The 26374-nt window shown below is 58.5% G+C and carries 21 protein-coding genes; 18 read left to right on the top strand and 3 right to left on the bottom strand.

Annotated features, from left to right (window positions below):
• Nucleotides 1-56 precede the first annotated feature (56 nt).
• Complete coding sequence (locus OXR04_RS11540; RefSeq protein WP_267369988.1) at nucleotides 57-2201, top strand: bifunctional diguanylate cyclase/phosphodiesterase; 2145 nt, start codon at nucleotides 57-59, stop codon at nucleotides 2199-2201.
• A gap of 137 nt (nucleotides 2202-2338) precedes the next feature.
• On the top strand, nucleotides 2339-3742 hold the full coding sequence (locus tag OXR04_RS11535; protein WP_009087230.1) for a PLP-dependent aminotransferase family protein: 1404 nt from the start codon (nucleotides 2339-2341) through the stop codon (nucleotides 3740-3742).
• Here OXR04_RS11535 and OXR04_RS11530 read toward each other — a convergent pair.
• Nucleotides 3739-4221, bottom strand: a complete 483-nt coding sequence (locus OXR04_RS11530) for a YlaC family protein (protein WP_009087228.1) — start codon at nucleotides 4219-4221, stop codon at nucleotides 3739-3741. The two genes, OXR04_RS11535 and OXR04_RS11530, sit on opposite strands and share 4 nt — an antisense overlap.
• Before the next feature lie 311 nt (nucleotides 4222-4532).
• Between OXR04_RS11530 and OXR04_RS11525 the strand changes: the two genes are divergently transcribed.
• The gene (locus OXR04_RS11525; RefSeq protein ID WP_009087226.1) at nucleotides 4533-5132 is read left to right on the top strand and encodes a cupin domain-containing protein; all 600 of its coding nucleotides are present in this window, start codon (nucleotides 4533-4535) and stop codon (nucleotides 5130-5132) included.
• Nucleotides 5133-5413: 281 nt separating this feature from the next.
• Nucleotides 5414-8269: a bifunctional diguanylate cyclase/phosphodiesterase gene (locus tag OXR04_RS11520; protein WP_267369990.1), complete on the top strand. Its 2856-nt coding sequence runs from the start codon at nucleotides 5414-5416 to the stop codon at nucleotides 8267-8269.
• On the opposite strand, the gene OXR04_RS11515 is transcribed toward OXR04_RS11520, so the two are convergent.
• Nucleotides 8260-9324 carry a LacI family DNA-binding transcriptional regulator gene (locus tag OXR04_RS11515; RefSeq protein ID WP_058958356.1) on the bottom strand — a complete coding sequence of 355 codons (1065 nt, stop codon included), beginning with the start codon at nucleotides 9322-9324 and terminating at the stop codon, nucleotides 8260-8262. The genes OXR04_RS11520 and OXR04_RS11515 overlap by 10 nt on opposite strands.
• Before the next feature lie 223 nt (nucleotides 9325-9547).
• Here OXR04_RS11515 and OXR04_RS11510 point away from each other — a divergent pair, with 223 nt between their 5' ends.
• Nucleotides 9548-10858 carry an MFS transporter gene (locus OXR04_RS11510; RefSeq protein WP_267369992.1) on the top strand — a complete coding sequence of 437 codons (1311 nt, stop codon included), beginning with the start codon at nucleotides 9548-9550 and terminating at the stop codon, nucleotides 10856-10858.
• Nucleotides 10859-10868: 10 nt separating this feature from the next.
• Entirely contained in the window at nucleotides 10869-13232 is a 2364-nt protein-coding gene (locus OXR04_RS11505; RefSeq protein WP_267369993.1) for a glycoside hydrolase family 31 protein, read from the top strand.
• Between the two features lie 225 nt (nucleotides 13233-13457).
• On the opposite strand, the gene ftnA is transcribed toward OXR04_RS11505, so the two are convergent.
• Nucleotides 13458-13964, bottom strand: a complete 507-nt coding sequence (gene ftnA, locus OXR04_RS11500) for a non-heme ferritin (RefSeq protein WP_009087216.1) — start codon at nucleotides 13962-13964, stop codon at nucleotides 13458-13460.
• 489 nt (nucleotides 13965-14453) lie between these two features.
• Here ftnA and OXR04_RS11495 point away from each other — a divergent pair, with 489 nt between their 5' ends.
• The 12 genes from OXR04_RS11495 (at nucleotide 14454) to deoD (ending at nucleotide 26206) form a co-directional block, all read left to right on the top strand.
• Entirely contained in the window at nucleotides 14454-15122 is a 669-nt protein-coding gene (locus OXR04_RS11495) for a nucleoside recognition domain-containing protein (protein ID WP_009087213.1), read from the top strand.
• The gene (locus tag OXR04_RS11490; RefSeq protein ID WP_009087211.1) at nucleotides 15112-15588 is read left to right on the top strand and encodes a YjiG family protein; all 477 of its coding nucleotides are present in this window, start codon (nucleotides 15112-15114) and stop codon (nucleotides 15586-15588) included. Before OXR04_RS11495 ends, OXR04_RS11490 begins: the two co-directional genes overlap by 11 nt.
• A gap of 4 nt (nucleotides 15589-15592) precedes the next feature.
• The gene (locus OXR04_RS11485) at nucleotides 15593-16696 is read left to right on the top strand and encodes a M20 peptidase aminoacylase family protein (RefSeq protein WP_009087209.1); all 1104 of its coding nucleotides are present in this window, start codon (nucleotides 15593-15595) and stop codon (nucleotides 16694-16696) included.
• A gap of 284 nt (nucleotides 16697-16980) precedes the next feature.
• A complete protein-coding gene (prfC, locus tag OXR04_RS11480) occupies nucleotides 16981-18567 on the top strand; it encodes a peptide chain release factor 3 (RefSeq protein WP_009087207.1) in 1587 nt (528 codons plus the stop codon).
• A gap of 258 nt (nucleotides 18568-18825) precedes the next feature.
• Nucleotides 18826-19440, top strand: a complete 615-nt coding sequence (osmY, locus tag OXR04_RS11475; RefSeq protein ID WP_046102542.1) for a molecular chaperone OsmY — start codon at nucleotides 18826-18828, stop codon at nucleotides 19438-19440.
• A 98-nt stretch (nucleotides 19441-19538) separates the two neighbouring features.
• On the top strand, nucleotides 19539-19700 hold the full coding sequence (locus OXR04_RS11470) for a DUF1328 domain-containing protein (RefSeq protein ID WP_003848537.1): 162 nt from the start codon (nucleotides 19539-19541) through the stop codon (nucleotides 19698-19700).
• A gap of 219 nt (nucleotides 19701-19919) precedes the next feature.
• Complete coding sequence (locus OXR04_RS11465; protein ID WP_267369995.1) at nucleotides 19920-20972, top strand: patatin family protein; 1053 nt, start codon at nucleotides 19920-19922, stop codon at nucleotides 20970-20972.
• On the top strand, nucleotides 20969-21766 hold the full coding sequence (locus tag OXR04_RS11460; RefSeq protein WP_111208152.1) for a TatD family hydrolase: 798 nt from the start codon (nucleotides 20969-20971) through the stop codon (nucleotides 21764-21766). Before OXR04_RS11465 ends, OXR04_RS11460 begins: the two co-directional genes overlap by 4 nt.
• A 209-nt stretch (nucleotides 21767-21975) precedes the next feature.
• Nucleotides 21976-22755: a deoxyribose-phosphate aldolase gene (deoC, locus tag OXR04_RS11455; protein WP_140924952.1), complete on the top strand. Its 780-nt coding sequence runs from the start codon at nucleotides 21976-21978 to the stop codon at nucleotides 22753-22755.
• A 62-nt stretch (nucleotides 22756-22817) separates the two neighbouring features.
• The gene (gene deoA, locus OXR04_RS11450; RefSeq protein ID WP_265138271.1) at nucleotides 22818-24146 is read left to right on the top strand and encodes a thymidine phosphorylase; all 1329 of its coding nucleotides are present in this window, start codon (nucleotides 22818-22820) and stop codon (nucleotides 24144-24146) included.
• 95 nt (nucleotides 24147-24241) lie between these two features.
• A complete protein-coding gene (gene deoB, locus OXR04_RS11445) occupies nucleotides 24242-25465 on the top strand; it encodes a phosphopentomutase (RefSeq protein WP_009087193.1) in 1224 nt (407 codons plus the stop codon).
• Between the two features lie 27 nt (nucleotides 25466-25492).
• Nucleotides 25493-26206 carry a purine-nucleoside phosphorylase gene (gene deoD, locus OXR04_RS11440; RefSeq protein WP_009087192.1) on the top strand — a complete coding sequence of 238 codons (714 nt, stop codon included), beginning with the start codon at nucleotides 25493-25495 and terminating at the stop codon, nucleotides 26204-26206.
• Nucleotides 26207-26374 lie beyond the last annotated feature (168 nt).

Here is a 26374-nt window from a genome sequence, read left to right as displayed (position 1 = left end):
AAAAAGAACACTCTCCTCTGTCTAACCACAAGCACGGCTTTTCGCGGGAATGCACTATGTTAGTGACCTCATACGACTCTTTTATTGTTATCGTCTCGATTCTGGTCGCGATGCTGGCTTCGTTTACCGCGCTGGATATGGCAGGACGGGTGGTGCATTCGACCGGCAAAGTCGCGCTGGTCTGGCTGTTCGGCGGCGGTTTTTCCATGGGGATCGGCATCTGGGCGATGCACTTTATCGGCATGCTGTCGATGAACATGGATATGGTGATGAGCTACAACGCCTCACTGACCGCGCTCTCTGCCGCCATCGCGGTGTGTGCGTCGATATTTGCGCTGTGGCTGGTCTGCCATAGCGATCTGCCCTGGCCGCGGCTGGCGGGCGGCGCGCTGATCCTCGGCAGCGGCGTGGTGGCGATGCACTACACCGGCATGGCGGCCCTGATGTTCTCGCCCGGTATCGTCTGGCAGTGGGGCTGGGTGGGGCTGTCGGTAATCATCGCCCTGGCGGCCTCTGGCGCGGCGCTGTGGCTCGCCTTTAACCTGCGCGAAGGGCAGACCAGCCGGGTCACGCTGCTGCGGATTGGCGCCGCAGTGGTGATGGGGTTTGCCATTGCGGGCATGCACTACACCGGCATGATGGCCGCCGAATTTCCCGCGCACAGTCATTCGGTGGGGCAGGGCGTCAACAGCAACTGGCTGGCGATTCTGGTCACCGTGGTCACCCTCTCTATCCTGGGGATTACCCTGCTGGTCTCCATGCTGGATGCGCGGATGCAGGCGCGCACCTCGATTCTCGCCAGCTCTCTGGCGGAGGCGAATCGCGAGCTGGCCCAGCTGGCGCTGCACGATAACCTGACGCGGCTGCCAAACCGCATCCTGCTGGAAGATCGGCTGGAGCAGGCGATCAACAAAGCGAACCGTGAACAGACGCAGTTCGCCCTGATGTTTATGGATCTGGATGGCTTCAAGGCGGTTAACGACGCCTTTGGTCACCATATTGGTGACAGTCTGCTGGTTGGCGTAACCGAGAGAATGAGTCAGCAGATGACCGGCTACTACACGCTGGCGCGGCTTGGCGGCGATGAGTTCGTGCTGCTGGTGGAGATTGACGATCCCAATGATGCCGCGGCCGTCGCCGATAAGCTGGTCAAAGCGGTGGATCGCCCGTTTGATATTTCCCGCTATGAACTGGTGGTTTCCCTGAGTCTCGGAATTGCCGTCTATCCCGGCGACGGAGTGGATGAGCGGGAGCTGATGTTCAATGCGGATGCGGCGATGTACCACACCAAAAATAATGGCCGCAACGGCTATACCTTCTTTCAGCCCTCCATGAATATTCAGGCACAGAGTCAGCTGCAGCTGAATAACGATCTCTGGCAGGCGCTGGATAATGATGAGCTGCGCCTGTTCTACCAGCCAAAATTCTGCGCCCCGCGTGGTCCGATCCTCGGTTTTGAGGCGCTGCTGCGCTGGCAGCATCCGCAGCACGGCCTGCTGTCGCCCGATAAATTCCTGCCGATGGCGGAAAAGACCGGGATGATTGTCAATATCGGCAACTGGGTGATTCAGGAAGCCTGCCGCCAGCTGCGCCAGTGGCATCTGCAGGGGCACCCGCACTGGTCGGTGGCGGTTAACCTCTCGGCGTTGCAGTTTGAGCAGTCGAATCTGGTGGAGACGGTGGTTGAGGCGCTGGCAAAACATCAGATTCCGGCCGAGCTGCTGACCCTGGAGGTGACAGAAACCACCGCGATGCGCGATCCCGATGAGAGCGTGCGTATCCTGACCGAGCTGACCCGGCTGGGCGTGAAAGCCTCGATTGATGATTTCGGCACCGGTTACTCGAGCCTGCTCTATCTGAAGCGATTACCGGCCAGCGAACTGAAGATCGACCGGGCCTTTGTGAACGAGCTGCAGCATCAGAAAGAGGATGCCACCATCGTGTCGGCCATCGTGGCGCTGGCGCAGTCGCTGCAACTCAAAGTGGTGGCTGAAGGGGTAGAAACCGCCGAACAGCAGGCGTTTCTGACCAGCCTGGGCTGCAATACGCTGCAGGGCTATCTGCTGGGTAAGCCGGTTCCGCCGGAGCGGGTGCCGGAGCTGACCGACTTTGTCGCGGCAGAAATTGAAGAAACGGTGGCCAGCACGGGCCTGATTGCGGATGTCGATCGGCCGCTGACGCCAGAGGTGGCAGCGGTCTGACGCGCGGCGCGTCGGTGCTGAAAAAGCGTCCCGTGCGCGTTGCGTCAGTGCAATGGGGCTGTATAAGCGGTTCATGCCGCCTGTCATTGGCCGCCGCGCGTGGTAAAGTCACGCGGTCAGACAAGGAGAGATGAGCCGTGGCGAAATACCAGCGATTGATGGATGAGATTCAGCAGCAGATAGAGGCCGGCATCTGGCTGCCGGGCACACGCTTACCCTCGTTGCGCCAGCAGGTGGCGCAGCAGGGCGTCAGCCTGATGACGGTGCTGCACGCCTATGAGCTGCTGGAGAGCCAGGGCTGGATCGTCTCCCGTCCCCAGTCGGGATACTACGTCGCGCCCCGCGCGCTGGCACCCGCGCCCATGAGCGTGGCGATCAGCGAGCAGGTGGATATCAACGACTTTGTGTTTGATGTGCTGCAGGCAACGCGCGATCCGGCGATAGTGCCGTTTGGCTCCGCCTTTCCCGACCCCGCGCTGTTTCCGCAGCGTCAGCTGATGCGCTCGCTGGCGAATGTCTCCCATCACCTCACGCCAACCGATGCGCTGCATAACCTGCCGCCCGGTAACGCCACGCTGCGACAGCTGCTGGCGCAGCGCTATGCGCGTCAGGGCATCACGCTGTCACCGGATGAAATTGTCATCACCAGCGGGGCGCTGGAGGCGCTGAACCTCAGCCTGCAATCCCTCACCGAGCCGGGCGATTACGTGGTGATTGAGCATCCCGGTTTTTATGGCGCGCTGCAGGCGATTGAGCGGCTCAAGCTGAAAGCGCTGGCGATCCCGGTGGATGCAAAACAGGGCATCGATCTCGTCCAGCTGGAGGAGGCGCTGCAGCGCTGGCCGGTTAAAGCCTGCTGGCTGATGACCACCCTGCAGAACCCGCTCAGCGTCACCCTGACCCCGGAACGCAAGCAGCAGCTGGTGGCGCTGCTGGCGCGCTATCAGGTGCCGATGATCGAGGATGATGTCTATGCCGAACTCTGGACAGGCGATGTCGCGCCGCTGCCGGCCAAAGCCTGGGATCGTCAGGGCAACGTGCTGCACTGTGGGTCATTTTCAAAATCGCTGGTGGCGGGATTTCGCGTTGGCTGGGTGGCGGCGGGACAGCATGCGCAGCGCATTCAGCGGCTGCAACTGATGAGCACGCTCTCGACCAGCGCGCCCATGCAGCTGGCGCTGGCGGATTTCCTGGCGACACGGCGTTATGACACCCACCTGAAGCGCCTGCGGCAGATCCTGGCGAAGCGGCAACAGATGGTGCGCCAGGCGCTCCTGAAGGTGCTGCCACCTCAGGCCACACTCAGTGAGGCGCTCGGCGGTTATTTTCTCTGGGTGACGCTGCCGGAGCGGATCAATACCACCCGGCTTTATCAGCGCGCGCTGGCGCAGGGGATCAGTATTGCACCGGGACAGTTATTTTCGGCAGGAGAGCAGTTCAGTCACTGCTTCAGGCTGAATACCGCCTGGCCGTGGGACAGCCGGGCCGAGGCGGCAATCGAAACGCTGGGTCGGTTAATGGCGGAAAGCGGGGCTGATTAAACCCGCGCTGCTTCCTGATGGCCCCAAGTCAGGTAGTAGACATCATAAAAATCGACTTCGCCTTTTTGCGACAGCAGACGCTGGATGCCGCTCTTCACCCGTTCCGGCGTCTCGGGCAGCGACAGAATCCGCGACACGGCCTGCTCGCGCACCGGCTGAACGTAATACCACTCGCCGTTGTAGCAGACGCGCAGATCGAGGGCGTCGATATCCTCAAAGCGATATTTCGGGTTGATGTCCATCAGCATCAGCAGGCTCATCACCAGGACAAAGATGGTCGCAAACCAGAAGGCGGGCCAGCCAAGCATCTCGGTCGTGAAAATCAGCGCAACGCACAGGCCATAGCACAGGTACATCACCGCCCAGAGGCCGGGATGGTTTTTCAGAAACGAGAGGCTGAAGCGCGGCAAATTGTCGCGACGTTCTTCGCGGTTAAGCGTGGCGATCTCGTCAATCAGGATTTGTTTAATAGCGTCCATTGGTTACCTCTCTGTGATCTGCTAGCGATTAGAACAGATAACAGTCAAGGATATCAGAAACAGATCTGTGCGATTTTTATATAACAGTTGAACCGTGACCGGCGTCCTGCTCCGGGCGGCCTGACATTTTGCAACATTTTACCGCAGTCAGAACCGCTTCCCGTGGTGGTGCAGGGCGGGTAACACCCTGTAGTTAACGCCGCATTTGGCTTTAGTCAGCAATATCAGTCAATTATCTCAATTCTGTCGCCTGGCGCACATTGCATTGTGGCGCAGGTTTGCCACACTGATAAAAAAAGCGGAGAACCTGCATGCGTACCCCATCCTCCAGTCTGTTATTGATGATGTCTTTTGCCGCTGGCACCTTTTCGGCCGGGGCGTCTGACAATCCTCAGCACCTGATGCTCGCCATTCCGTCGGGCGGCGTGCCGAATAACCCGTTACCTCTGATTATCTGGCCACGCGTGGTGCCGGAAGAGGAGGAGATCGCCGCATGGTTTGAGAAAACCTTCGAAGAAAACGGCTGGCCACCCGCCTGGCGCTATCCGATTTTCCCTTACACCCACTACCACCCCAACACCCATGAGCTGCTGGGTGTGGCTGAAGGCTGGGCGGAAGTGCTGTTTGGCGGTGACAGTGGCCGGATGGTGACGCTGCGCGCCGGCGATGCGGTGCTGATCCCGGCGGGCGTCGGCCACCGGCAGGTCAGCGCCAGTGAAGACTTTATGGTGGTCGGAGCCTATCCGCGTGGCATGTCGCCCGAGACACTGCGCGATGAGCCAGCGAAACTGAAAATGGCGCAGGAGCAGGTGAAAAAAGTGCCTCTGCCGACCCAGGATCCCTTCACCGGTAAAGAGGGCGCACTGACAGAAATCTGGCAGCCGATTGCCGCCATGCAGCCGCAGCCATAAGGGAAGGTGCATCAGACACGCTGCAGAATAACGATGCGCGAGCCCGTCTCGCGCTTTTCCCCCCTCTTCCCGGAATCCCGCTCTGCGCCTTAGGCGCGCGCGCTCGCCCCGATCGCGACACCATTGAACATTTGCTCACCGCTGCCGATAACTCCCCTGTTAAGATTAGTTATTCTTCTTAATACACTTGTCTTCACAGCCCATTTCCGCTGTAGTCTCCGCAGATGTATTAAGAACATTCCTAAGCCATGACCAGGCTACCGAGCAGCAGGCAAATAACAATGGATAATAACTCTGATGTCATCTATCGCATGCTGGTACAAAGCGTGATCGACTACGCGATCGCCATGCTCAAACCGGACGGAACCGTCGCCAGCTGGAATGAAGGCGGGCTGAACGTTCTGGGTTACAGGCCAGAAGAAATTATGGGTCAGCATGCCGCCGTGTTTTACAACGAAGAGGATCGTCGTCGCGGTCTGCCGCAGCGGGAACTCGATATTGCCGCCACCGTGGGACGTTATGATTACGAAGGCTGGCGCTGCCGTAAAGATGGCAGCACCTTCTGGGCGCATGTGGTGATCTATCCCATCCGCAATGATGTGGCGCAGCTGGTGGGCTTCGCTGTGGTCTGCCGCGACTGTACCCGGCAGCAGGAGCAGCAGCGCAAAGAGCGGGAACAGGAGGCGCGCTTCCGTCTGCTGGTGGAGGGCGTCACCGATTACGCCATCTATATGCTGGATATCGACGGCAACGTCGTGAACTGGAACGCCGGCGCCCAGCGCGCCAAAGGCTATGTAGCCGAAGAGATTGTCGGCCAGCATTTTTCCCGCTTCTACAGCGCGCAGGATCGTCTGAATCACGTTCCCAGCCAGAACCTGCAGATCGCCTATCGCACCGGCCGGTTTGAAGATGAGGGCTGGCGCTACCGCAAAGATGGCAGCGCCTTCTGGGCGCACGTGGTGATCGACACGATCCGTGACGATCAGGGTAAGCTGCTGGGTTACGCCAAGATCACCCGCGACTGTACCGAACAGCAGCGCGTACGCAATGAGCAGCGTGAGCAGGAGCGACGTTTCCGGCTGCTGGTGGAGGGCGTCACCGATTACGCCATCTATATGCTGGATATCGACGGCGTGGTGGTGAACTGGAACGCCGGTGCCGAGCGCGCCAAAGGTTACCGGGCGGAAGAGGTCGTGGGTCAGCACTTCTCGCTGTTTTACAGCGCTCAGGAGCGGCTGAACAGAACGCCGGAAGCCAACCTCGGCATTGCGCTGAAAACCGGCCGCTTCGAAGATGAGGGGTGGCGCTACCGCAAAGATGGCAGCGCCTTCTGGGCGCATGTGGTGATCGACGCGATCCACGACGATGACGGCAAGCTGATCGGCTTCGCCAAGATTACCCGCGACCGGACGGAACGTCGTGAGCAGGAGCAGCAGGTGCTGCGCGCCCGCGATCTGGCGGAAGCTCAGAGTACCCAGAAAACGGCGCTCTCCCGCTTTCTGGATAACATCATCGCCAACATCCCCTCCTGCGTGATTGTCGAAGATGCCATTACCCGCGAGATTCTGCTGGTCAACGACCGTACCCAGCAGCTGTTTGGCCTGTCGAAATCGCTGATCGTCAACAAACGGCCGCATGAATGCATGTCGCCTGAGTTAAGCGACTATTTCAACAATCTGGCGGATGTGGCGCTGCGCAGCGAGGGGATGCATGAGCGTGAACAGCTGATGATGACCGCCAGCGGTGAGCGCATCCTGCACACCCGCGCCACCGCGATTAATGGTCAGGATGCACGGCGAAACTATCTGATGCTGCTGGTGGAAGATGTGACCGACCAGCGCGCCGCAGATGCCCGCATTCACCACATGGCGCACCATGACAACCTCACCAGCCTGCCGAACCGTATCCTGTTCCGCCAGCGCCTGAGTGAAGCGCTGCGCAACGCCGGTCAGACGCCGCGTCAGACCGCCGCGCTCTGCCTCGATCTGGACAATTTCAAGAATGTGAACGATGCGCTGGGCCACCAGATAGGCGATGAGCTGCTGCGCAGTGTGGCGAAGCGTCTGCGCAACGTGCTGCGCGATCAGGATACCCTGGCGCGTATCGGCGGCGACGAGTTCGCCATCGTGCTGCCGTCGGTTGCCAGCGGTGACGAGGCGAGCGTGGTCGCACAGCGGCTGATCGAGGCCATTCGTCCGCCGGTCAACATCGAAGGTCATAACCTCTCGGTCGGGCTCAGCGTCGGTATTGCGCTCAGCACCACCATCACCAACACGCCGGAACAGCTGCTGCGCTGTGCCGACATGGCGCTGTATGAGGCCAAACGCAACGGCCGTAACCGCTTTGAGCACTTCACGCTGGAGATGGACGACGTGGCACGCAGCCGCCGCCTGATTGAAAATGACCTGCGCGATGCGATCAGCGGCGGGCATCTGCGGCTCTACTACCAGCCCATCACCAATGGCGACCACCACACCATCATTGGCTATGAAGCGCTGATGCGCTGGCATCATCCCATCCGTGGCCTGATCATGCCCAACGACTTCATTCCGATTGCGGAAGAGACCGGCCTGATTCATATGCTGGGCGCGTTTGCGCTCTATGAAGCCTGTCGTGAAGCGGCGAGCTGGGAAGGCAACCAGTCGGTGTCGGTTAACCTCTCACCGCTGCAGTTTAAAAACAGCTCGCTGGTGCCAGTGGTGGAGGGCGCACTGCAGGAGTCCGGGCTGGATCCGGCGCGGCTGGAGGTGGAGATCACCGAATCGGTGCTGCTGGATGATTCGCTGGGGAATATCCGTACCCTGCAGAATCTCAAGGCGCTGGGCGTGCAGATTGCGCTGGATGATTTTGGTACCGGCTATTCGTCGCTGAGCTATCTGCGATCCTTCCCGTTCGACAAAATCAAAATCGACAAATCCTTTATTAACGACATGGGGGACAGCCGTGAGGCGCTGGCGATTATCCGGGCCATTACCGGCATGAGTCGCAGTCTGGATATCCAGATCACCGCTGAGGGGGTGGAGAGCGATGAGCAGTTTATGAAGCTGCGCGATGAGGGCTGTACGCTGTTCCAGGGCTTCCTGTTCGGACGTCCTCAGCCGTCGGAACTGCGGCTGAAAACGCTGGGTCAGTCGTAAAGGCCATGCTGCTGAACCGGCGCATGGCTGAGGTTGTCGCGGATGCGGCGCACCGATTCGCGCACCACCAGCCGGCCATTCAGCAGCAGGGTGCCGGCCGGGGTGGCAGGATTAAGTCGCATCTCCTGCAGCACTTTCACGGCGGCGGCCCCCAGCTCATCACGCGGCACCTGCACTGAGGTCAGGGGAATATCGTGGATGGCGGCCAGGTTAAAGCCATCCATGCTCATGACCGAAATATCCTGCGGCACCCGCAGGCCCGCCTGCTCCAGCGCGCTGACCGCTCCTGCGGCAATGTAATCACCGCTGGCCAGAATGGCGGTCGGGCGCAGCACGTCCGGGCAGTGGCGCAGATATTCACCGAGCCGTTCCGCCGCTTCATTGCTGCTGAAGCTGTTCAGCGTCAGCAGATGCTGACGGCTGTCGAAGCGCAGATTCATCGCATGCCAGGCGTCACGCACGCCCTGCAGCCGCTGCTCCATGGTGTAGCGGCGCAGGCAGTGCAGCGACAGGATCTGCCGGTGCCCCTGCTCAAACAGGTAGCGGGCTGAAAACTCCCCAATCAGCTGATGATCCGGCGACACCGAAGGCAGCCGCATACGGCGATCGCGGGCGTTAATCAGCACGCAGGGTTTGTTCATCTCCGCCGCCAGCTGATGAATGTGCTCATCATCAATGCCGATCAGGATTGCCGCTTCGGTCTGCTGCATTTTGTCGATAAACAGCGCCGCGTCACTCTCCACCTCTTCCAGCGGAGAGTAGCGCAGCCGCACCTCGTGCGGCTCCACCGCCTGGCTGATCCCCTGAATCACTTTGTAGTAGAAGATGTCACTGCGCACGTCGAAGGCACGCGGTGGCGCGAAGACCATCAGATTATTCAGCAGCAGGCGACCGCTGTGCAGGTTATCCAGCACACCCTGCTGCTGCGCCACGGCCAGCACCTTGTCGCGGGTGGCGGGGCGGGTATTGGCTTTGCCCGCCAGTACCCGTGACACCGTGCTGATCGAAACGCCGCTCAGCGCCGCAATTTCGCTTACTTTCAGCCTTTGTTTCATTCTGTGATCGCCTTCAAATCTGCCAGTGAAAAATTTTTCATAACCTGCTGAATCGCGTCAGATGGGCGTTTCAGTGTCATTTCCTGCCGGTAATCAGCCTGCCATGAAAAGAGTTGCAAAAAAGAGGCTGTACCCACGTTTCGCACTTTTCTAAGTTCGCTAAAAGGACACGCGGTACGCCAGCAGGCGGTGTGATTTATCAATGGAAATCAGGAGTGGCACTATGAGCCTCGGATCGACAACCAAACCCGTCAGTGCTTCACGCACGGTGCGCGTGATTAAAAATTTACGCTGGTGGATGCTGGGGATGTTCCTGCTGGGTGTGACCGTTAACTACATCACCCGCAACTCACTCGGCATTCTGGCACCGGAACTCAAAACCAGCCTCAACATGAGTACCGAACAGTACTCCTGGGTGGTGGCGGCGTTCCAGCTGGCCTACACCCTGTTTCAGCCGGTCTGCGGCTGGCTGATCGATGTGATCGGCCTGAAAATGGGCTTCCTGATCTGTGCGCTGGTCTGGTCGGTCACCTGTCTGCTGCACGCCGGGGCCGGAAGCTGGCTGCATCTGGCGCTGCTGCGCTTTGTCATGGGGGCGTCTGAAGCGGCCGCCACGCCAGCCAACGCCAAAGCGATTGGTGACTGGTTCCCGAAAAAAGAGCGGCCGGTGGCAGCAGGCTGGGCGGGCGTCGGCTTCTCCATCGGGGCGATGCTGGCACCGCCCATCATCTACGTTTCCCACATCAACTTTGGCTGGCAGGGCGCCTTCCTGCTGACAGGCGGCCTGGGGCTGCTGTGGGTGCTCTTCTGGTGGTGGGGCTATCACGCTCCGCAGAGCCATCCGCGCCTTTCTGCTGAGGAGCGCGACTTTATCAATCAGGACAACGAAGCCATCGGCGAGAAGCTGCCGTTCTTCAAAGCGCTGAAAGTGATTGGTAAAGAGAAGAAGTTTTACGGTATTGCGATTCCGGCCTTTCTGGCTGAACCCGCCTGGGCGGTGCTGAGCTTCTGGGTGCCGCTCTACCTCGCCAATGAGCGCGGCATGGATCTGAAGCAGATCGTGATGTTTGCCTGGCTGCCGTTCCTCGCAGCTGACCTTGGCAGCGTCGCCAGCGGTTATCTCACCCGCATTTATGTGCGCTGGTTCGGTTTTACCCGCGTTAACTCGATTGTCGCCAGTTCGGTGACGGGCGCGCTGTTAATGGTTTCGCTGGCGCTGATGACGCTGGTGAAAGATCCCCTGCTGGCTATCGCGCTCATCTCCATCGGTGGCTTCGGGCATCAGGTCATCTCCTGCATGCTCAGTGCGCTGGTGGTGGAGCGTTTCGATCGCCGTCAGATGGCGACGGTCAACGGCATGCGCGGCTCCTGCGCCTGGATTGCCAGCTTTATCTTCTCGCTGATTATCGGCGTCACCGCCGACACCATCGGCTTTAATCCGCTGTTTGTGGCGATGGGCTTTTTTGACCTGATTGGTGCCGTTTTCCTGGTGATGCTGATCGCCGAACGCCGCCAGCGCCCGGCTAACCCATAAGGATATCGTGATGAAAACCCTGAAGAACTGGACGCTGCATCAGCAGGCCGACCACTTTGTTGAACTCAAGGTCGAAGAGCGGCATCACCTGCGGCTTTACGTGCTGGAGGAGAAGCTGATACGCGTTCTGCTGAAGCGCGATGGCGAGCTGGCGCTGGACCGCACCTGGAGCATTGCACCGGTCACGGATGTGCCCTGGCAGGGACGGGATCGTGAGGCGCTGGACGGCTTTACGCTGCCGCCCTTTCAGGTTGAGCACGATGCCCAGCAGCTGCGCCTCAGCACGTCACGGCTGCGGGTTACGGTGCATCAGCCGCTCTGCCTGAGCTGGGAGCAGTTTGATGGTGAGAGCTGGCAGCCGCTCACCGCCGACCGTCACACCGGCGCCTATCTGCTCAACGCGCACGGGGATGGGGTGGAGCACTATCAGCGTCGTCAGCCCCAGGATCGGGTTTACGGTCTGGGCGAGAAGAGCGGCGACCTGAACCGCGTCAACCGGCGCTTTGAGATGCGCAACCTCGACGCGATGGGCTACAACGCTGCCAGCACCGACCCGCTCTATAAACATATTCCCTTTACCCTGACGCAACGCGATGGCGTCAGCTTCGGTTTGTTTTATGACAACCTCAGCAGCAGCTGGCTGGATCTCGGTAACGAACTGGATAACTACCATCTGCCTTACCGCCGCTACCGCGCTGAGGCGGGCGACCTTGATTACTATATGATGCTGGGCCCGACGCTGCTCGACGTCACCAAAGCCTTTGTCCGCCTGACCGGACGGACACTGTTTCAGCCGAAATGGAGCCTGGGCTACAGCGGCTCGACCATGCACTACACCGACGCGCCGGATGCGCAGCAGCAGCTGCAATCCTTTATCCGCCTGTGTCACGAGCATGAGATCCCCTGCGACTCGTTCCAGCTCTCTTCCGGCTATACCTCGATCAATAACAAGCGCTACGTGTTCCACTGGAACTATGACAAAGTCCCGAATCCCGACGGCCTGAGCGCGGCGTTTCACGATGCCGGGATGAAGCTGGCGGCTAACATCAAGCCCTGTCTGTTGCAGGATCACCCGCGCTATCAGGAAGTGGCGGCCCGGGGGCTGTTTATTCGGGACTCTGAGCAGGATCGCCCTGAGCGCTCGGTGTTCTGGGATGATGAGGGCTCGCACCTCGATTTTACCCATCCGGAAGCGGTGCGCTGGTGGCAGGAGAACGTCACCCGGCAGCTGCTGGAAAAGGGTATCGACGCCACCTGGAACGACAATAACGAATATGAGGTGTGGGATGGCGAAGCACGCTGTCACGGCTTTGGTCAGCCGATCGCTATCAAGCATATCCGGCCGGTGATGCCGCTGCTGATGATGCGCGCCTCCATGGAAGCGCAGCAGCAGTTCGCCCCGAACAAGCGTCCCTATCTCATCTCGCGTTCCGGCTGCGCCGGGATGCAGCGTTACGTGCAGACCTGGAGCGGGGATAACCGCACCAGCTGGCAAACCCTGCGCTACAACATCCGCATGGGGCTGGGCATGAGCCTGTCGGGGCTGTTTAACGTCGGACACGATGTCGGCGGATTCTCGGGCGATAAACCCGATGCCGAGCTGTTTGTGCGCTGGGTTCAGAATGGCGTGATGCATCCGCGCTTTACCATTCACTCATGGAATGACGACCACACCGTGAACGAACCCTGGATGTACCCGGAGGTGACGCCGATGATCCGCGAGGCGATCCGGCTGCGCTATCGTCTGATGCCTTATCTCTACACGCTGGCCTGGCTGGCCAGTTCAGAAGATGAGCCGATGCTGCGTCCGACCTTCCTCGACCACGAGCAGGACCCGCGAACCTATGAGGAGTGTGATGATTTTATGCTGGGTCGCGATCTGCTGGTCGCCAGCGTGGTGGAGCAGGGCGCGCGCAGCCGTCAGGTCTATCTGCCCCGTCATGCCGGTGGCTGGTATGACTGGCACAGCGGCAGGGCGTTTGCGGGCGGCGAGACGATCACACTGGATGCGCCGCTCGATCGGCTGCCTTTGCTGGTGCGGGCCGGTGCGGTCATTCCGCTGGGTGAGTGTGAAAGCACGACCGATGCGCGGCGCGACACGGTGCGGCAGTGGCAGATATGGCCTGCACCTGAAGGGGTAACGACGCAGGGACAAACCTTTGACGATGATGGTGAGAGTCACGGCTGGCAGCAGGGGAACGCCCTGTGGCTCAGCTGGACGTTGTGCAGCAGCGCCACGCGCATCGATCTGACGGTGGAAAAACGCGGGGATTATCAGCCTGCCTGGCGGGAGATCGCGCTGTTACTGCCTGCGGGTGAAGATCGTGAGCTGTGGGTGAATGGCGAGAAAGCGGCGAGTTACCGGCTGCAGTAGCTGTGTTGAGGTGGCAAAGCCGAATCAATCAGTTTCCGGACAGCAACGCTTAAGTTCAGCTGGCAGGGAACAGGGTCAGAGGAGGAAAGCGTCCCGCGCCAGGGATGGCGCGGGCCGAGCGTGCCAGGGATGGCGGCTTTTGCGTCTTTCCGATCTGACCCTGTTCCCTGTGAAAGCACGATCTCACAGCGACCCGGTCTTCTGACTTCGTGGTCCCGACAGAGATTACTCTGCGTGGTTCTCGGTGCTCATGCGGCCCAGATCTTTGTCGACCAGGAAGAGACCGTTGCCGCTGTTGCTGACCAGCGCCAGTTTATCCAGCACGGTTTTAAACAGCTTCTCTTCTTCGTGCTGCTCGGCAACATACCACTGCAGAAAGTTGAAGGTGGAGTAATCCTGTGAGGTCATGGCGGCATGTGCCAGCTCATTGATTTTACGGGTGATAAGCTGCTCGTGCTCCAGCGCCTGCTCCAGAATCTCATTGAGTGAGTTAAAGGAAACCGGCGGTGCCGCGATGGTTCCCAGTACCGGCATTGCGCCGGTGTCGCTCAGGTAGTCAAACAGACGCTGCATGTGCTGCATCTCTTCACGTGAGTGCATTTTCAGGAAGGACGCGGCGCCTTCAAAGCCTTTGTCACAGCACCAGGCACTCATTTGCAGATAAAGATTGGCAGAGAAAAATTCCAGGTTCAGCTGGTCGTTTAAACGTCCAGTCATTTCAGCAGTCAGCATGGCCGAGTCCTTTTTACGAAGATGTTAATTAAACAGGCAGATGCGGCGAATTATGCATCAGACATGTTAGTAATGTGAAGCCTTTTTCGCAAAACAGGGCAATTCATCTGTTTGATTTAAATAGAATTATTCAGCAATTTGAATGCGACCAATTCTCATTTTGTATTACAGGTTATCGGCCTGAAAACAGAGGGGATGGCACCACGCTAGTGCACCTGTAGAGCATCCTGCTGGTGCAATCGCCCTGATGGCGGCATACGAGCGCGGCTACCGGATATGGCCAGCAGGCACGCATCCGCAGCGGACACAAAATAAATTTCCGTGCAGTCGCGCATATCGCGGGGATGGAGGAGCCGGAGAGGCGAAACAGGGCAGGAATAAAGGCTGACTGCGTCAGCACTGGCATAAATCCTGCTTAGAACTAAGTTCCATATATTGAAACTTGCCCCGACAGGGAACAGGGGCAGGTCAGGTGATCAGGAGAAAATCATGTCAGATGAAACCCGCGTTACACCGATGAAAATGACGGCGACCAGAGGCAGTTATGTCGCGTTAATTTTTGCCATTCTGTTTTTTTCCGGGCTCTTTTATAACGTCGACGGCCTGAAATGGCTTGGCGCGTTTGATTTCACCACGCTGGGCGGCAGTTTTGGCACCATGAAAGATCCCGCCAGTAACACCTTTCTCGGCGCAGGCGGGCTGAGTGCCAAAGCCGGCTTCCTGTTCGCCCTGTCGCTGACGCCTACCGTCATGCTGGCGCTGGGCGTGCTGGAGATCTTTACCCACTACGGTGCGATTCGGGCGGCGCATCGGCTGCTGACGCCCTTACTCAGACCTCTGATGGGTCTGCCGGGGCATTGCGGGCTGGCACTCATCACCGACCTGCAAAGCACCGACGCAGGTGCTGCGCTAACGAAAGAGATGGCCGATCAGAAGCAGATTGGTAAGAAAGAGGTGGTGGTCATGAGCGCCTGGCAATATTCCGGGGCCGGGTTAATCAATAACTACTTCGCCATCGGTTCCGCACTCTTTGCCTCAATGACGCTGCCGATCATCATTCCGCTGTTAGTCATGTTCGCGCTGAAATTTGTCGGTGCGGCCATCACGCGCGCTGTGCTAAACAGTGTTTATAAGAAGGATTTTATCGATGGAAAATAAAAGCGTTACTGCCAGCAGCAATCCGTTTGACGTATTTGTTACCGGCGCACGGAAAGGTTTTCATATCGCCATCCACAACCTGATGCCGAATGTGGTGATGGCCTATGTGCTGGCGGAGGTGCTGAATCTGCTGGGTATCATGCAGTTCCTTGGCCATGTTTTTGCGCCTGTGATGGGGCTGTTCGGCTTGCCGGGTGAAGCGATCACGGTGCTGCTGACGGCCTGGCTCTCGTCATCGGCGGGAACCGGCGTGGCGGTCAGCCTGCTGACCAAAGGGCTGCTGACCGGAGCAGATATCACCATCCTGGCGCCGGCGATTTTTCTGATGGGATCGCAACTGCAATATATGGGACGGCTGCTGGGTGTGGCCGATGTACCCAAAAAATACTGGCCGCTGCTGATGCTGGTCAGCATCATCAACGCGCTGATCGCCATGTCTGTTATGCGTCTGTTTATTCAGGAGTAACGTTTTGACTAAGGTACTGGAGCATTATCACACGCTGCATGAAATCCCGGAGCTCGGTTTTCAGGAGTTCAAAACCTCGGCCTATATCGCTGACCAGCTGGAGAAAGCGGGCCTGAAGGTGACGCGCAACATTAACAACACCACCGGTATCGTGGCGGAGATTGACAGCGGTGTCCCGGGGCCGGTGCTGGCGCTACGGGCGGATATGGATGCACTGGGACACGTGATCGACGGTGTCCCCTGTGCGCGGCACACCTGCGGTCACGATGGTCACTCGTCGGTGGTGCTGACGGCGGCCGCGGCTCTGCTGCAGGAGGGCACAGTGAAACGTGGCCGGCTGAAGATCCTGTTTCAGCCCGCCGAGGAGCTGGGCGCCGGTGCGCTGTCGATGATCGAGGGGGGCGCGCTGGATGATGTAGAGATGATTCTGGGCTTCCATCTGCGTCCGCTGGAGGAGTGTGTCGTGGGGCAGGCGGTGCCTGCGGTGCTTTACTCCGCCTGCAGCACGCTGGAAGCGACGATTAAAGGCCAGCCTGCCCACGCGGCGCGTCCGCATCTGGGCGTGAATGCGCTCGATGCCGCCGTTCAGGCGGTGCAGGCGGTCAACGCCCTGCATCTCTCTCCCGGCCTGACCTGGAGCGTTAAAGCGACCCGTTTCCTGTGTGACGCCGGGGTAACGAACTCGGTGCCGGATGAAGCCCGTGTGGTGTGGGATCTGCGCTCTCAGGAGAATGGACCGATGACCCAGCTGAAAGAGCAGGTGACGCGCGCCATTACCCACAGCGTGGCGGCGCTGGGGGCCAGCGCCGAGGTCCGCGTGCTGAAAGAGATGCCTGCGGCCGAGATCGATGATGAAGCCACGGCGGTGATCCGCGCCGCTATCGTTGAGGTACTGGGCGAAGCGGGTGCACTGCCAGCCCGCACAACGCCAGGCAGCGAGGACTTTTTCTACTATCCGGTGAAGCGTCCGGGAGTGAAAGCGGGGTTCTGGGGGCTGGGTACTAACCTGACGCCAGGACTGCACCATCCCGATATGCGATTTGACCTCAGCTCGCTGGAGATCGGCGTGCAGATCTTCAAAGCCTGCGTCAGAAAGGTGCTGGGATAACGAAAACAGGGCGGGCGCGGGTCAGCCCCGCCCTGAGCCACTCTTCACCGCGCTATCTCCGCTAAATCCCGCCGCTTCCCCTGTAGGCCGCGCGCGCAAAATATTGTATGCTATGCCGCCTTAAAGCTGACCAGGTAACCGGAATTCACGCCAATGTAACTTCGCGCTGACCCGCCAACGATAAAAGATCGTTCTGGCACCGTTTACCCGCCGGTAAGGTTCTGCCGGCCACCGTGATTTATCAGCAGCGCCTGTGACCCGCGCTGCTCCATTGAGAAGAATTCATGTCTAATCCCTTTTTAGAAGAGGTGGCACGCCGCCGCACCTTCGCGATTATTTCGCATCCGGATGCCGGTAAAACCACGATTACCGAAAAAGTGCTGCTGTTCGGACAGGCTATCCAGACCGCCGGTACGGTTAAAGGCCGCGGCTCTAACCAGCACGCTAAGTCGGACTGGATGGAGATGGAGAAACAGCGTGGTATCTCCATTACGACCTCGGTGATGCAGTTCCCTTACCGTGACAGCCTGGTGAACCTGCTGGATACCCCAGGTCACGAAGATTTCTCGGAAGACACCTACCGCACCCTGACCGCCGTGGACTGCTGTCTGATGGTGATCGATGCCGCGAAAGGCGTCGAGGATCGTACCCGTAAGCTGATGGAAGTCACCCGTCTGCGCGATACGCCGATCCTGACCTTTATGAACAAACTTGACCGTGACATCCGCGATCCGATGGAGCTGCTGGATGAGGTGGAAAGCGAGCTGAAAATCGCCTGCGCACCGATCACCTGGCCGATTGGCTGCGGCAAGCTGTTCAAAGGGGTTTATCACCTCTACAAAGATGAGACCTACCTCTACCAGTCCGGTAAAGGGCACACCATTCAGGACGTGCGCATCGTGAAGGGGCTGAATAACCCGGAACTTGACAGCGCCGTCGGTGAAGATCTGGCGACGCAGCTGCGTGAAGAGCTGGAGCTGGTGCAGGGTGCCTCGCACGAGTTTGAGCAGGAAGCGTTCCTGAGCGGCGAACTCTCGCCGGTCTTCTTCGGGACCGCGCTGGGTAACTTTGGCGTGGATCATATGCTGGATGGCCTGGTCTCCTGGGCGCCGCGTCCAATGCCACGTCAGACCGACACCCGCACTGTAGAAGCGCAGGAAGAGAAGTTCACCGGCTTTGTCTTTAAGATCCAGGCAAACATGGACCCGAAACACCGTGACCGCGTCGCCTTTATGCGCGTGGTTTCCGGGAAGTATGAAAAGGGGATGAAGCTGCGTCAGGTGCGCACCGGCAAAGATGTGATGATCTCCGATGCGCTGACCTTCATGGCGGGCGACCGTTCCCATGTGGAAGAAGCCTATCCTGGCGACATCATCGGCCTGCATAACCACGGCACCATTCAGATCGGCGACACCTTTACTCAGGGTGAAAATATGAAGTTCACCGGGATTCCGAACTTCGCGCCAGAACTGTTCCGCCGTATCCGTCTGCGCGATCCGCTGAAGCAGAAACAGCTGCTGAAAGGGCTGGTTCAGCTGTCGGAAGAGGGCGCCGTGCAGGTGTTCCGCCCGGTGCACAACAACGATCTGATCGTGGGTGCGGTCGGGGTGCTGCAGTTCGACGTGGTCGTCGCGCGCCTGAAGAGCGAATATAACGTCGAAGCGATCTACGAAGCGATCAACGTCTCTACGGCGCGCTGGGTTGAGTGCGACGACGTGAAAAAGTTTGATGACTTCCAGCGTAAAAACGAAGTTAACCTGGCGCTCGATGGCGGCGATAATCTGACCTATATCGCGCCTACCATGGTCAACCTCAATATTACCCAGGAACGTTATCCGGACGTTCGTTTCCGCAAAACGCGCGAGCACTGATCGCGCTGTTTCCGGGCCATTCCAGCAGGGAATGGCCCTGTTTTCCCCGCTACAGACTCCTCCTAAAAACCCTGTTTTTCTGCTGTTTTAACGTGCGATCAACCAGTTAGCCAGGCAAATCGCAAAATGCCGACTATGATTATTCTATCGGACGGCGAAAGAGACTTCTCTTGTCCTTACGTCCTGTAACGCAGCGGCACCTGTGCTGCTGTTTCGCCCACAGTTTTGGGTGAGTTAACTGATAGAAGGAAGATATCGATGAACAAGACTAAGATTGCTAAAACCCTGATGGCCGCCATGATTGGCTCAGCACTGATCAGCGGCAGCGCCCTGGCTGACGAATCACTTTCTCAGAAAGCGTCTCAGACTGCCGACAGCGCGGGTTCGAAAATCGATAGTTCTATGAAAAAAGTCGATGGTTATATGGATGACAGCGGCATCACCGCCAAAGCCAAAGCGGCACTGGTGGATGACGACGCCATTAAAAGCACGGATATCTCGGTAAAAACGCATCAGGGCGTCGTGACCTTAAGCGGTTTCGTCACCTCACAGGATCAGGCTGAAAAGGCTGTGGCTGTGGTGCAGAAAATCGAAGGTGTTAAATCCGTCAGCGACAAACTACACGTCAGAGACAGCAAAACCACTTCTGTGAAAGGTTATGCGGGCGATGCCGCAACGACCAGCGAAATTAAAGCTAAGCTATTAGCGGATGACATTGTTCCGTCGCGCAACGTTAAAGTTGAAACCACCGACGGCGTTGTTCAGCTTTCAGGGCACGTGGCGAGTAAGGCACAGTCAGACCGTGCTGAAAGCATCGCTAAAGCCATTGAAGGCGTGAAAAGCGTTAAGAATGACCTGACGGTTAAATCTTAATGGCTGCAGTGCGGTCACGGTTGTGGCCGCACGAATAAAAGAGACCCATCCGGGGATGAAATAAGCAGTTCGAATTTAAATAGGGTAAGGAGAGGCTTATGTTTCGTTGGGGCATTATTTTTCTGGTGATCGCACTGATTGCTGCAGCGTTAGGTTTTGGCGGTTTAGCGGGTACAGCAGCATGGGCAGCTAAAGTTGTCTTCGTTGTTGGTATTATCCTGTTCCTCATCAGCCTGTTTACCGGCCGTAAAAAGCTTTAGCCGATGAGTCCTGCAGTGTAATGCAACGCAAAGCATAGAGCGGAGACCAGTCATCGTCAGCGACAGACGTGAAGAGAGGGACACCTTCATATCGCGACGGTGGTAAGCCTGCCTGACAGGTTTACCGGTTAAAGGAGTAGAGGACTGGTTCTCCGGAATGCTGCCGCTGCAAGCGGATTGCTCCCCCAGCCTGCCCGGAGCCCTTCTGAGGTTCGCACAGTGGGTATACGCATTCCTGTCACGCTTGGTGCCATTGAACCTCTGGCACTGATCCCCTTTAAATCGCAGAAGATTGCCCTGGTGTGTGAAGGCGGCGGTCAGCGCGGTATTTTTACCGCCGGTGTCCTGGATGAGTTTCAGCGCGCCCGATTTAACCCGTTTCAGCTGATGCTTGGCACCTCTGCCGGTGCACAAAATCTCTCTGCCTATGTCTGTGGTCAGCCCGGCTATGCCCGGCGCGTCATTACCCGATATACCACCAGCAAACTCTTCTTCGATCCGCTGCGCTTTGTGCGCGGGGGAAACCTTATCGATCTCGACTGGCTGATTGAGATTACCCGCAGTGAATTTCCGCTGGCGATGAGCAGTGCAGAGCAGATGTTCTCCAGCGGCCGCGAATTTTATATGTGCGCCTGCCGCAGTGACGATTACACCCCTGGCTACTTCACGCCCACTGCCGACAACTGGCTGGATCTGATCAAAGCCTCCAGCGCCATCCCCGGCTTTTACCGGCTGGGGGTCAATCTGGAGGGGATCAGCTATCTCGACGGCGGCATCAGCGATGCCATTCCGGTGCGGGAGGCGGCCCGTCGCGGGGCTGACACCATCGTGGTGATCCGCACCGTGCCGTCGCAGATGTTCTACACGCCGAAATGGTTCAGGCGGATGGAGCGCTGGCTCAGCAACGGCGCGTTGCAGCCAATGGTGAATGTGGTCAACCGGCACGAGCAGAGCTATCGGGAAATTCAGCAGTTCATTGAGAATCCCCCCGATGATTTGCGTATCATCGAAATCTTTCCGCCGCATGCGCTGGCCAGCAGTGCGCTTGGCAGCCGCATCAGCTCACTGAATCAGGATTATCATCTGGGACGGCGCTGCGGCCGCTATTTTCTCGCGACGCTGGGGCAGTGGCTGAGCGATGCGGAACCGCTGACCTCGCCGCGCATCGTCACGCCCGCTGCCCCGGTGGCGAACGCGCCCGATACCCGCCAGATTATCACACCACCGCTGGCGGATAACGATGAGCATTACGACAAAGGATCGCTGGCATGAAGTTTATCGACACGCACTGCCACTTCGACTTTCCGCCGTTTGAGGGGGACATTCCCGCCAGCCTGGCGCGCGCCGCTGAGGCGGGCGTGGAGAAGATCATCGTTCCGGCGATTGATGCCAGCCGCTTTGAGCGGGTCTCTGCGCTGGCCGCGGCGCATCCGGCCTTATATGCCGCGCTGGGGCTGCATCCGATCGTGATTGAAGCGCATCAGGCCTCCCATCTCGACCAGCTTGAAACGCTGCTGCAACAGCGACCGCGTAAGCTGGTGGCGATCGGCGAGATCGGGCTGGATCTCTATCGCGACGATCCGCAGTTTGATAAGCAGCAGCGCTTTCTTGAGGCGCAGCTTAAGCTGGCGAAAACCTATCAGTTGCCGGTGATCCTGCATTCACGGCGCACGCATGACAAACTCGCGCAGATCCTGCGTCGTCACGATCTGCCGCGCCGTGGCGTGGTGCATGGCTTTGCTGGCAGCCTGCAGCAGGCGCAGGCTTTTATCCGGCTGGGCTATGCGATTGGCGTTGGCGGCACCATTACCTATGAGCGCGCCAGCAAAACCCGTCAGACCGTGGCGCAGCTGCCACTCTCTTCGCTGCTGCTGGAAACCGATGCCCCTGATATGCCGCTGCAGGGCTTTCAGGGCCAGCCCAATCGTCCTGAACGGGCGCGTCGGGTGTGGGAGGTGCTCTGCAGCCTGCGTGACGAGTCACCTGAAGAAATTGCCGATGCCTTGTGGCACAACAGCCAGCAGCTGTTCCGGCTCGATCCCGCCTTTCCGGCGCTGCGCCCTTAAATGTGATAATAGTAACATCGCATCGCGTGACGTATAATGGCCATTAATCCGCGTTATCTGCGATTTTTGTCACAGCCTGCGTGGTAATTTTGCACCAATTTCTTATTTCTATGTGACTGCTGGCACATATCAGGCCGCTTCAGAGTGTTATTATTATAACATTCCGCCGGCGAGCCGGTGGGTTGCACCCCGATTCTTTGGAGAGCCTCATGACCGATATCAAACACCTCGCCCTGCGCGCCCTGAAACTGATGGATTTGACTACCCTGAATGAGGACGACACCGATGCAAAAGTGATCGCCCTGTGCCATCAGGCCAAATCCCCGGCAGGCAACACCGCCGCAATCTGCATCTATCCGCGTTTTATTCCGATTGCGCGTAAAACGCTGCGCGAGCAGGGCACGCCGGAGATTCGTATCGCCACGGTGACGAACTTCCCGCACGGCAATGATGACATCGACATTGCGCTGGCCGAGACCCGTGCCGCAATCGCCTACGGTGCCGATGAAGTGGATGTGGTGTTCCCCTATCGCGCGCTGATCGCCGGGAACAGTCAGGTCGGCTTCGATCTGGTCAAAGCCTGTAAAACGGCCTGTGCGGAAGCGAATGTGCTGCTGAAAGTGATCATCGAAACCGGTGAGCTGAAGCAGGAAGCGCTGATTCGTCAGGCGTCAGAAATCGCCATCGACGCCGGTGCCGACTTTATCAAAACCTCTACCGGCAAAGTGCCGGTCAACGCGACGCCCGAAGTGGCGCAGATCATGATGAATGTGATCCGGGATAAAGGCGTCAGTGAGCAGGTTGGCTTCAAACCTGCGGGCGGCGTGCGCACCGCGGAAGATGCCGCACTCTATCTGCAAATGGCGGAAGAGACGCTGGGCGCCGACTGGGCCGATGCGCGCCATTTCCGCTTTGGTGCCTCCAGCCTGCTGGCGAGCCTGCTGAATACCCTGGGTCACGACAGCGACACCAGCAAAGCTGGTTACTGATCCTTCTGGCGGTCGCGGACCGCCTTTTCCCCACCGCATCTTTTCTGAACCAGGGGGCTTTCGTGTTCCTGCCACAAGAAATTATTCGTAAAAAACGTGACGGCCATGCGCTGACTGAAGAGGAGATTCGCTTCTTCATCAACGGCGTGCGCGATAACAGCGTTTCGGAAGGCCAGATTGCTGCGCTGGCGATGACCATCTATTTTCATGATATGACCCTGCCTGAGCGGGTGGCGCTGACGATGGCGATGCGCGACTCCGGTACGGTGCTCAACTGGCAATCACTCCATCTCAACGGCCCGGTGGTGGACAAGCACTCTACCGGCGGCGTTGGCGATGTGACGTCACTGATGTTAGGACCGATGGTGGCGGCGTGCGGCGGCTATGTGCCGATGATCTCCGGGCGCGGATTGGGCCACACCGGGGGCACGCTGGATAAGCTGGAGGCGATTCCGGGCTTCGACATCTTCCCCAGCGATGACCGTTTTCGCGAGATCATTAAGCAGGTGGGTGTGGCGATTATCGGCCAGACCAGCTCGCTGGCCCCGGCGGACAAGCGTTTCTACGCCACGCGTGACATCACCGCCACCGTTGATTCCATTCCACTGATTACCGCCTCGATTCTGGCGAAGAAGCTGGCCGAGGGACTGGATGCACTGGTGATGGATGTGAAAGTCGGCTCTGGCGCGTTTATGCCAACCTATGACGCCTCTGAGCAGCTGGCGCAGTCGATCGTGGGCGTCGCCAATGGCGCAGGCTGTCAGACCACAGCCCTGCTGACCGACATGAATCAGGTGCTTGCCTCCTCCGCAGGTAATGCGCTGGAAGTGCGTGAAGCGGTGCGTTTCCTTACCGGAGAGCAGCGCAATCCGCGCCTGCTGGAGGTGACGCTGGCGCTCTGCAGTGAAATGCTGATCTCCGGTAAACTGGCTGCCAGCGACGCCGAAGCGCGTCAGAAGCTGATGGCGGTGCTGGACAACGGCAGCGCGGCCGACTGCTTCGGGCGTATGGTTGCGGCTCAGCAGGGGCCGGCCGATTTTGTCGAACGCTACGACACCTATCTGCCACAGGCGATGCTGAGCAGACCGGTATATGCCGACCAGCCAGGCATCGTCAGCCGTATGGATACCCGTGCGCTGGGGCTGGCTGTGGTCGCGCTGGGCGGCGGACGTCAGCGTGCCAGCGACAGCATTGATTACAGCGTCGGCCTGAGCGACATGATCACCCTGGGCGAACGGGCCGACGCACAGCGTCCTCTGGCGATGATTCACGCCAGCAGCGAAGAGCAGTGGCTGCAGGCCGCCGCCGCGGTGAAAGCCGCGCTGGTGCTGGGTGACAGCGCCCCGGCTGAGACGCCGGTTGTCTATCGCCGTGTGAGCGATATCCGCTAACTGGCCCGTAACCCGTGCCAGCCGCGATGCATTCAGGTATACTGATCTGATCGCTTTTTTTTGACTTGTCACGCGCCAATGCGCAGGAGACTTGCATGAAACGTGCTTTTATTATGGTTCTCGATTCCTTTGGAATTGGCTCCAGTAAAGATGCCGATAAGTTCGGTGACGCAGGTTCAGATACCCTGGGTCACATCGCTGAAGCCTGTTTTAAAGGTGAAGCAGACAAGGGACGTAAAGGCCCTCTGCATCTGCCTAATCTTACCGCGCTGGGTCTGGGTAAAGCCGCGGAGCTGTCGACCGGTCGCTTCCCGGCCGGTCTGGACCCTGAGGCGACGATCACCGGCGCCTACGCCTACGCCAGTGAGCTGTCTTCGGGCAAAGATACGCCGTCAGGCCACTGGGAAATCGCCGGTGTGCCGGTACTGTTTGACTGGGGCTACTTCAGCGACAAAGAGAACAGCTTCCCGCAGGATTTGCTGGACAAGCTGGTGGAGCGCGCTGACCTGCCGGGCTACCTCGGAAACTGCCACTCATCAGGCACCGTGATCCTCGATCAGCTGGGCGAAGAGCATATGAAAACCGGCAAGCCGATTTTCTATACCTCGGCAGACTCGGTGTTCCAGATCGCCTGTCATGAAGAGACCTTTGGCCTCGACCGCCTCTATGCGCTGTGCGAAATCGCCCGTGAAGAGCTGACGGAAGGGGGCTATAACATCGGCCGCGTGATTGCCCGTCCGTTTGTGGGTGACAAAGCGGGGCAGTTTGAGCGCACCGGTAACCGTCACGACCTGGCGGTTGAGCCACCTTCAGCCACCATGCTGAAAAAGCTGGTGGATGAGAAAGGCGGGCATGTGATTTCAGTGGGCAAAATCGCCGATATCTATGCGGAGCAGGGCATTACCAAAAAGGTCAAAGCGACTGGTCTGGATGCGCTGTTTGACGCGACGATCCAGGAGATGAAAACGGCGCCGGATCAGGCGATTGTTTTCACCAACTTCGTGGATTTTGACTCCACCTGGGGGCATCGCCGCGATGTCGCCGGTTATGCTGGCGGCCTGGAGCTGTTTGACCGTCGCCTGCCTGAGCTGATGGAACTGGTCGGCGAAGATGACATTCTTATCCTCACCGCGGACCACGGCTGTGACCCGACCTGGCAAGGCACCGAGCATACGCGTGAGCACATTCCGATTCTGATCTACGGACCGAAGGTGGAGCCGGGCTCACTGGGCTACCGCGAGACGTTCGCCGATATTGGTCAGACAATTGCACACTACTTTGGCCTGTCCGACATGGACTATGGCAAGAACATGCTGTAAATCAGCACTTTAATAAGGATTTAAACCATGGCTACTCCTCACATCAATGCTGAAATGGGCGATTTTGCCGATGTTGTTCTGATGCCCGGCGATCCGCTGCGTGCAAAGCACATCGCAGAAACCTTCCTGGAAAACCCGGTTGAAGTGAACAATGTGCGTGGCATGCTGGGCTACACCGGCACTTACAAAGGCCGCAAAGTCTCTGTCATGGGTCACGGAATGGGTATCCCTTCCTGCTCCATCTACACCAAAGAGCTGATCACTGATTTCGGCGTGAAGAAGATCATCCGTGTTGGCTCCTGTGGTGCCGTGCGTCCTGACGTCAAACTGCGTGACATCGTGATTGGTATGGGTGCCTGCACCGATTCCAAAGTGAACCGTATGCGTTTCAAAGATCACGACTTCGCGGCGATTGCTGACTTCGACATGGTGCGCAACGCGGTGGATGCGGCGAAAAACCTGGGTGTTGAAGCACGCGTCGGTAATATCTTCTCTGCCGACCTTTTCTACACCCCGGATCCGCAGATGTTCGACGTGATGGAAAAATATGGCATCCTCGGCGTCGAGATGGAAGCGGCAGGCATCTACGGTGTGGCCGCTGAGTTTGGCGCTAAAGCGCTGACCATCTGCACGGTATCAGACCATATCCGCACGCATGAGCAGACCACAGCGGCTGAGCGTCAGACGACGTTCAACGACATGATTAAGATCGCACTGGAATCTGTCCTGCTGGGTGATTAATCCCTCTGGCGGGCGCTGTCGTCCGCCATCTGTTCAGATCCTCTTTAACCGGAGGATCTGCCTCACTCCCCCGCGCTGTCCCGTAACATTCACATCAAATGACACACTTTTGCTGAGGCTTGTGCATCTTCGTGCTGGCACCGCCGCGAACGCGCTTTATTATGGTGC

The sequence above is a fragment of the Pantoea sp. GM_Pan_3 genome (genome assembly GCF_026541045.1).
Classification (GTDB): domain Bacteria; phylum Pseudomonadota; class Gammaproteobacteria; order Enterobacterales; family Enterobacteriaceae; genus Pantoea; species Pantoea anthophila.
This window is presented reverse-complemented; position numbering and strand designations above follow the sequence as displayed.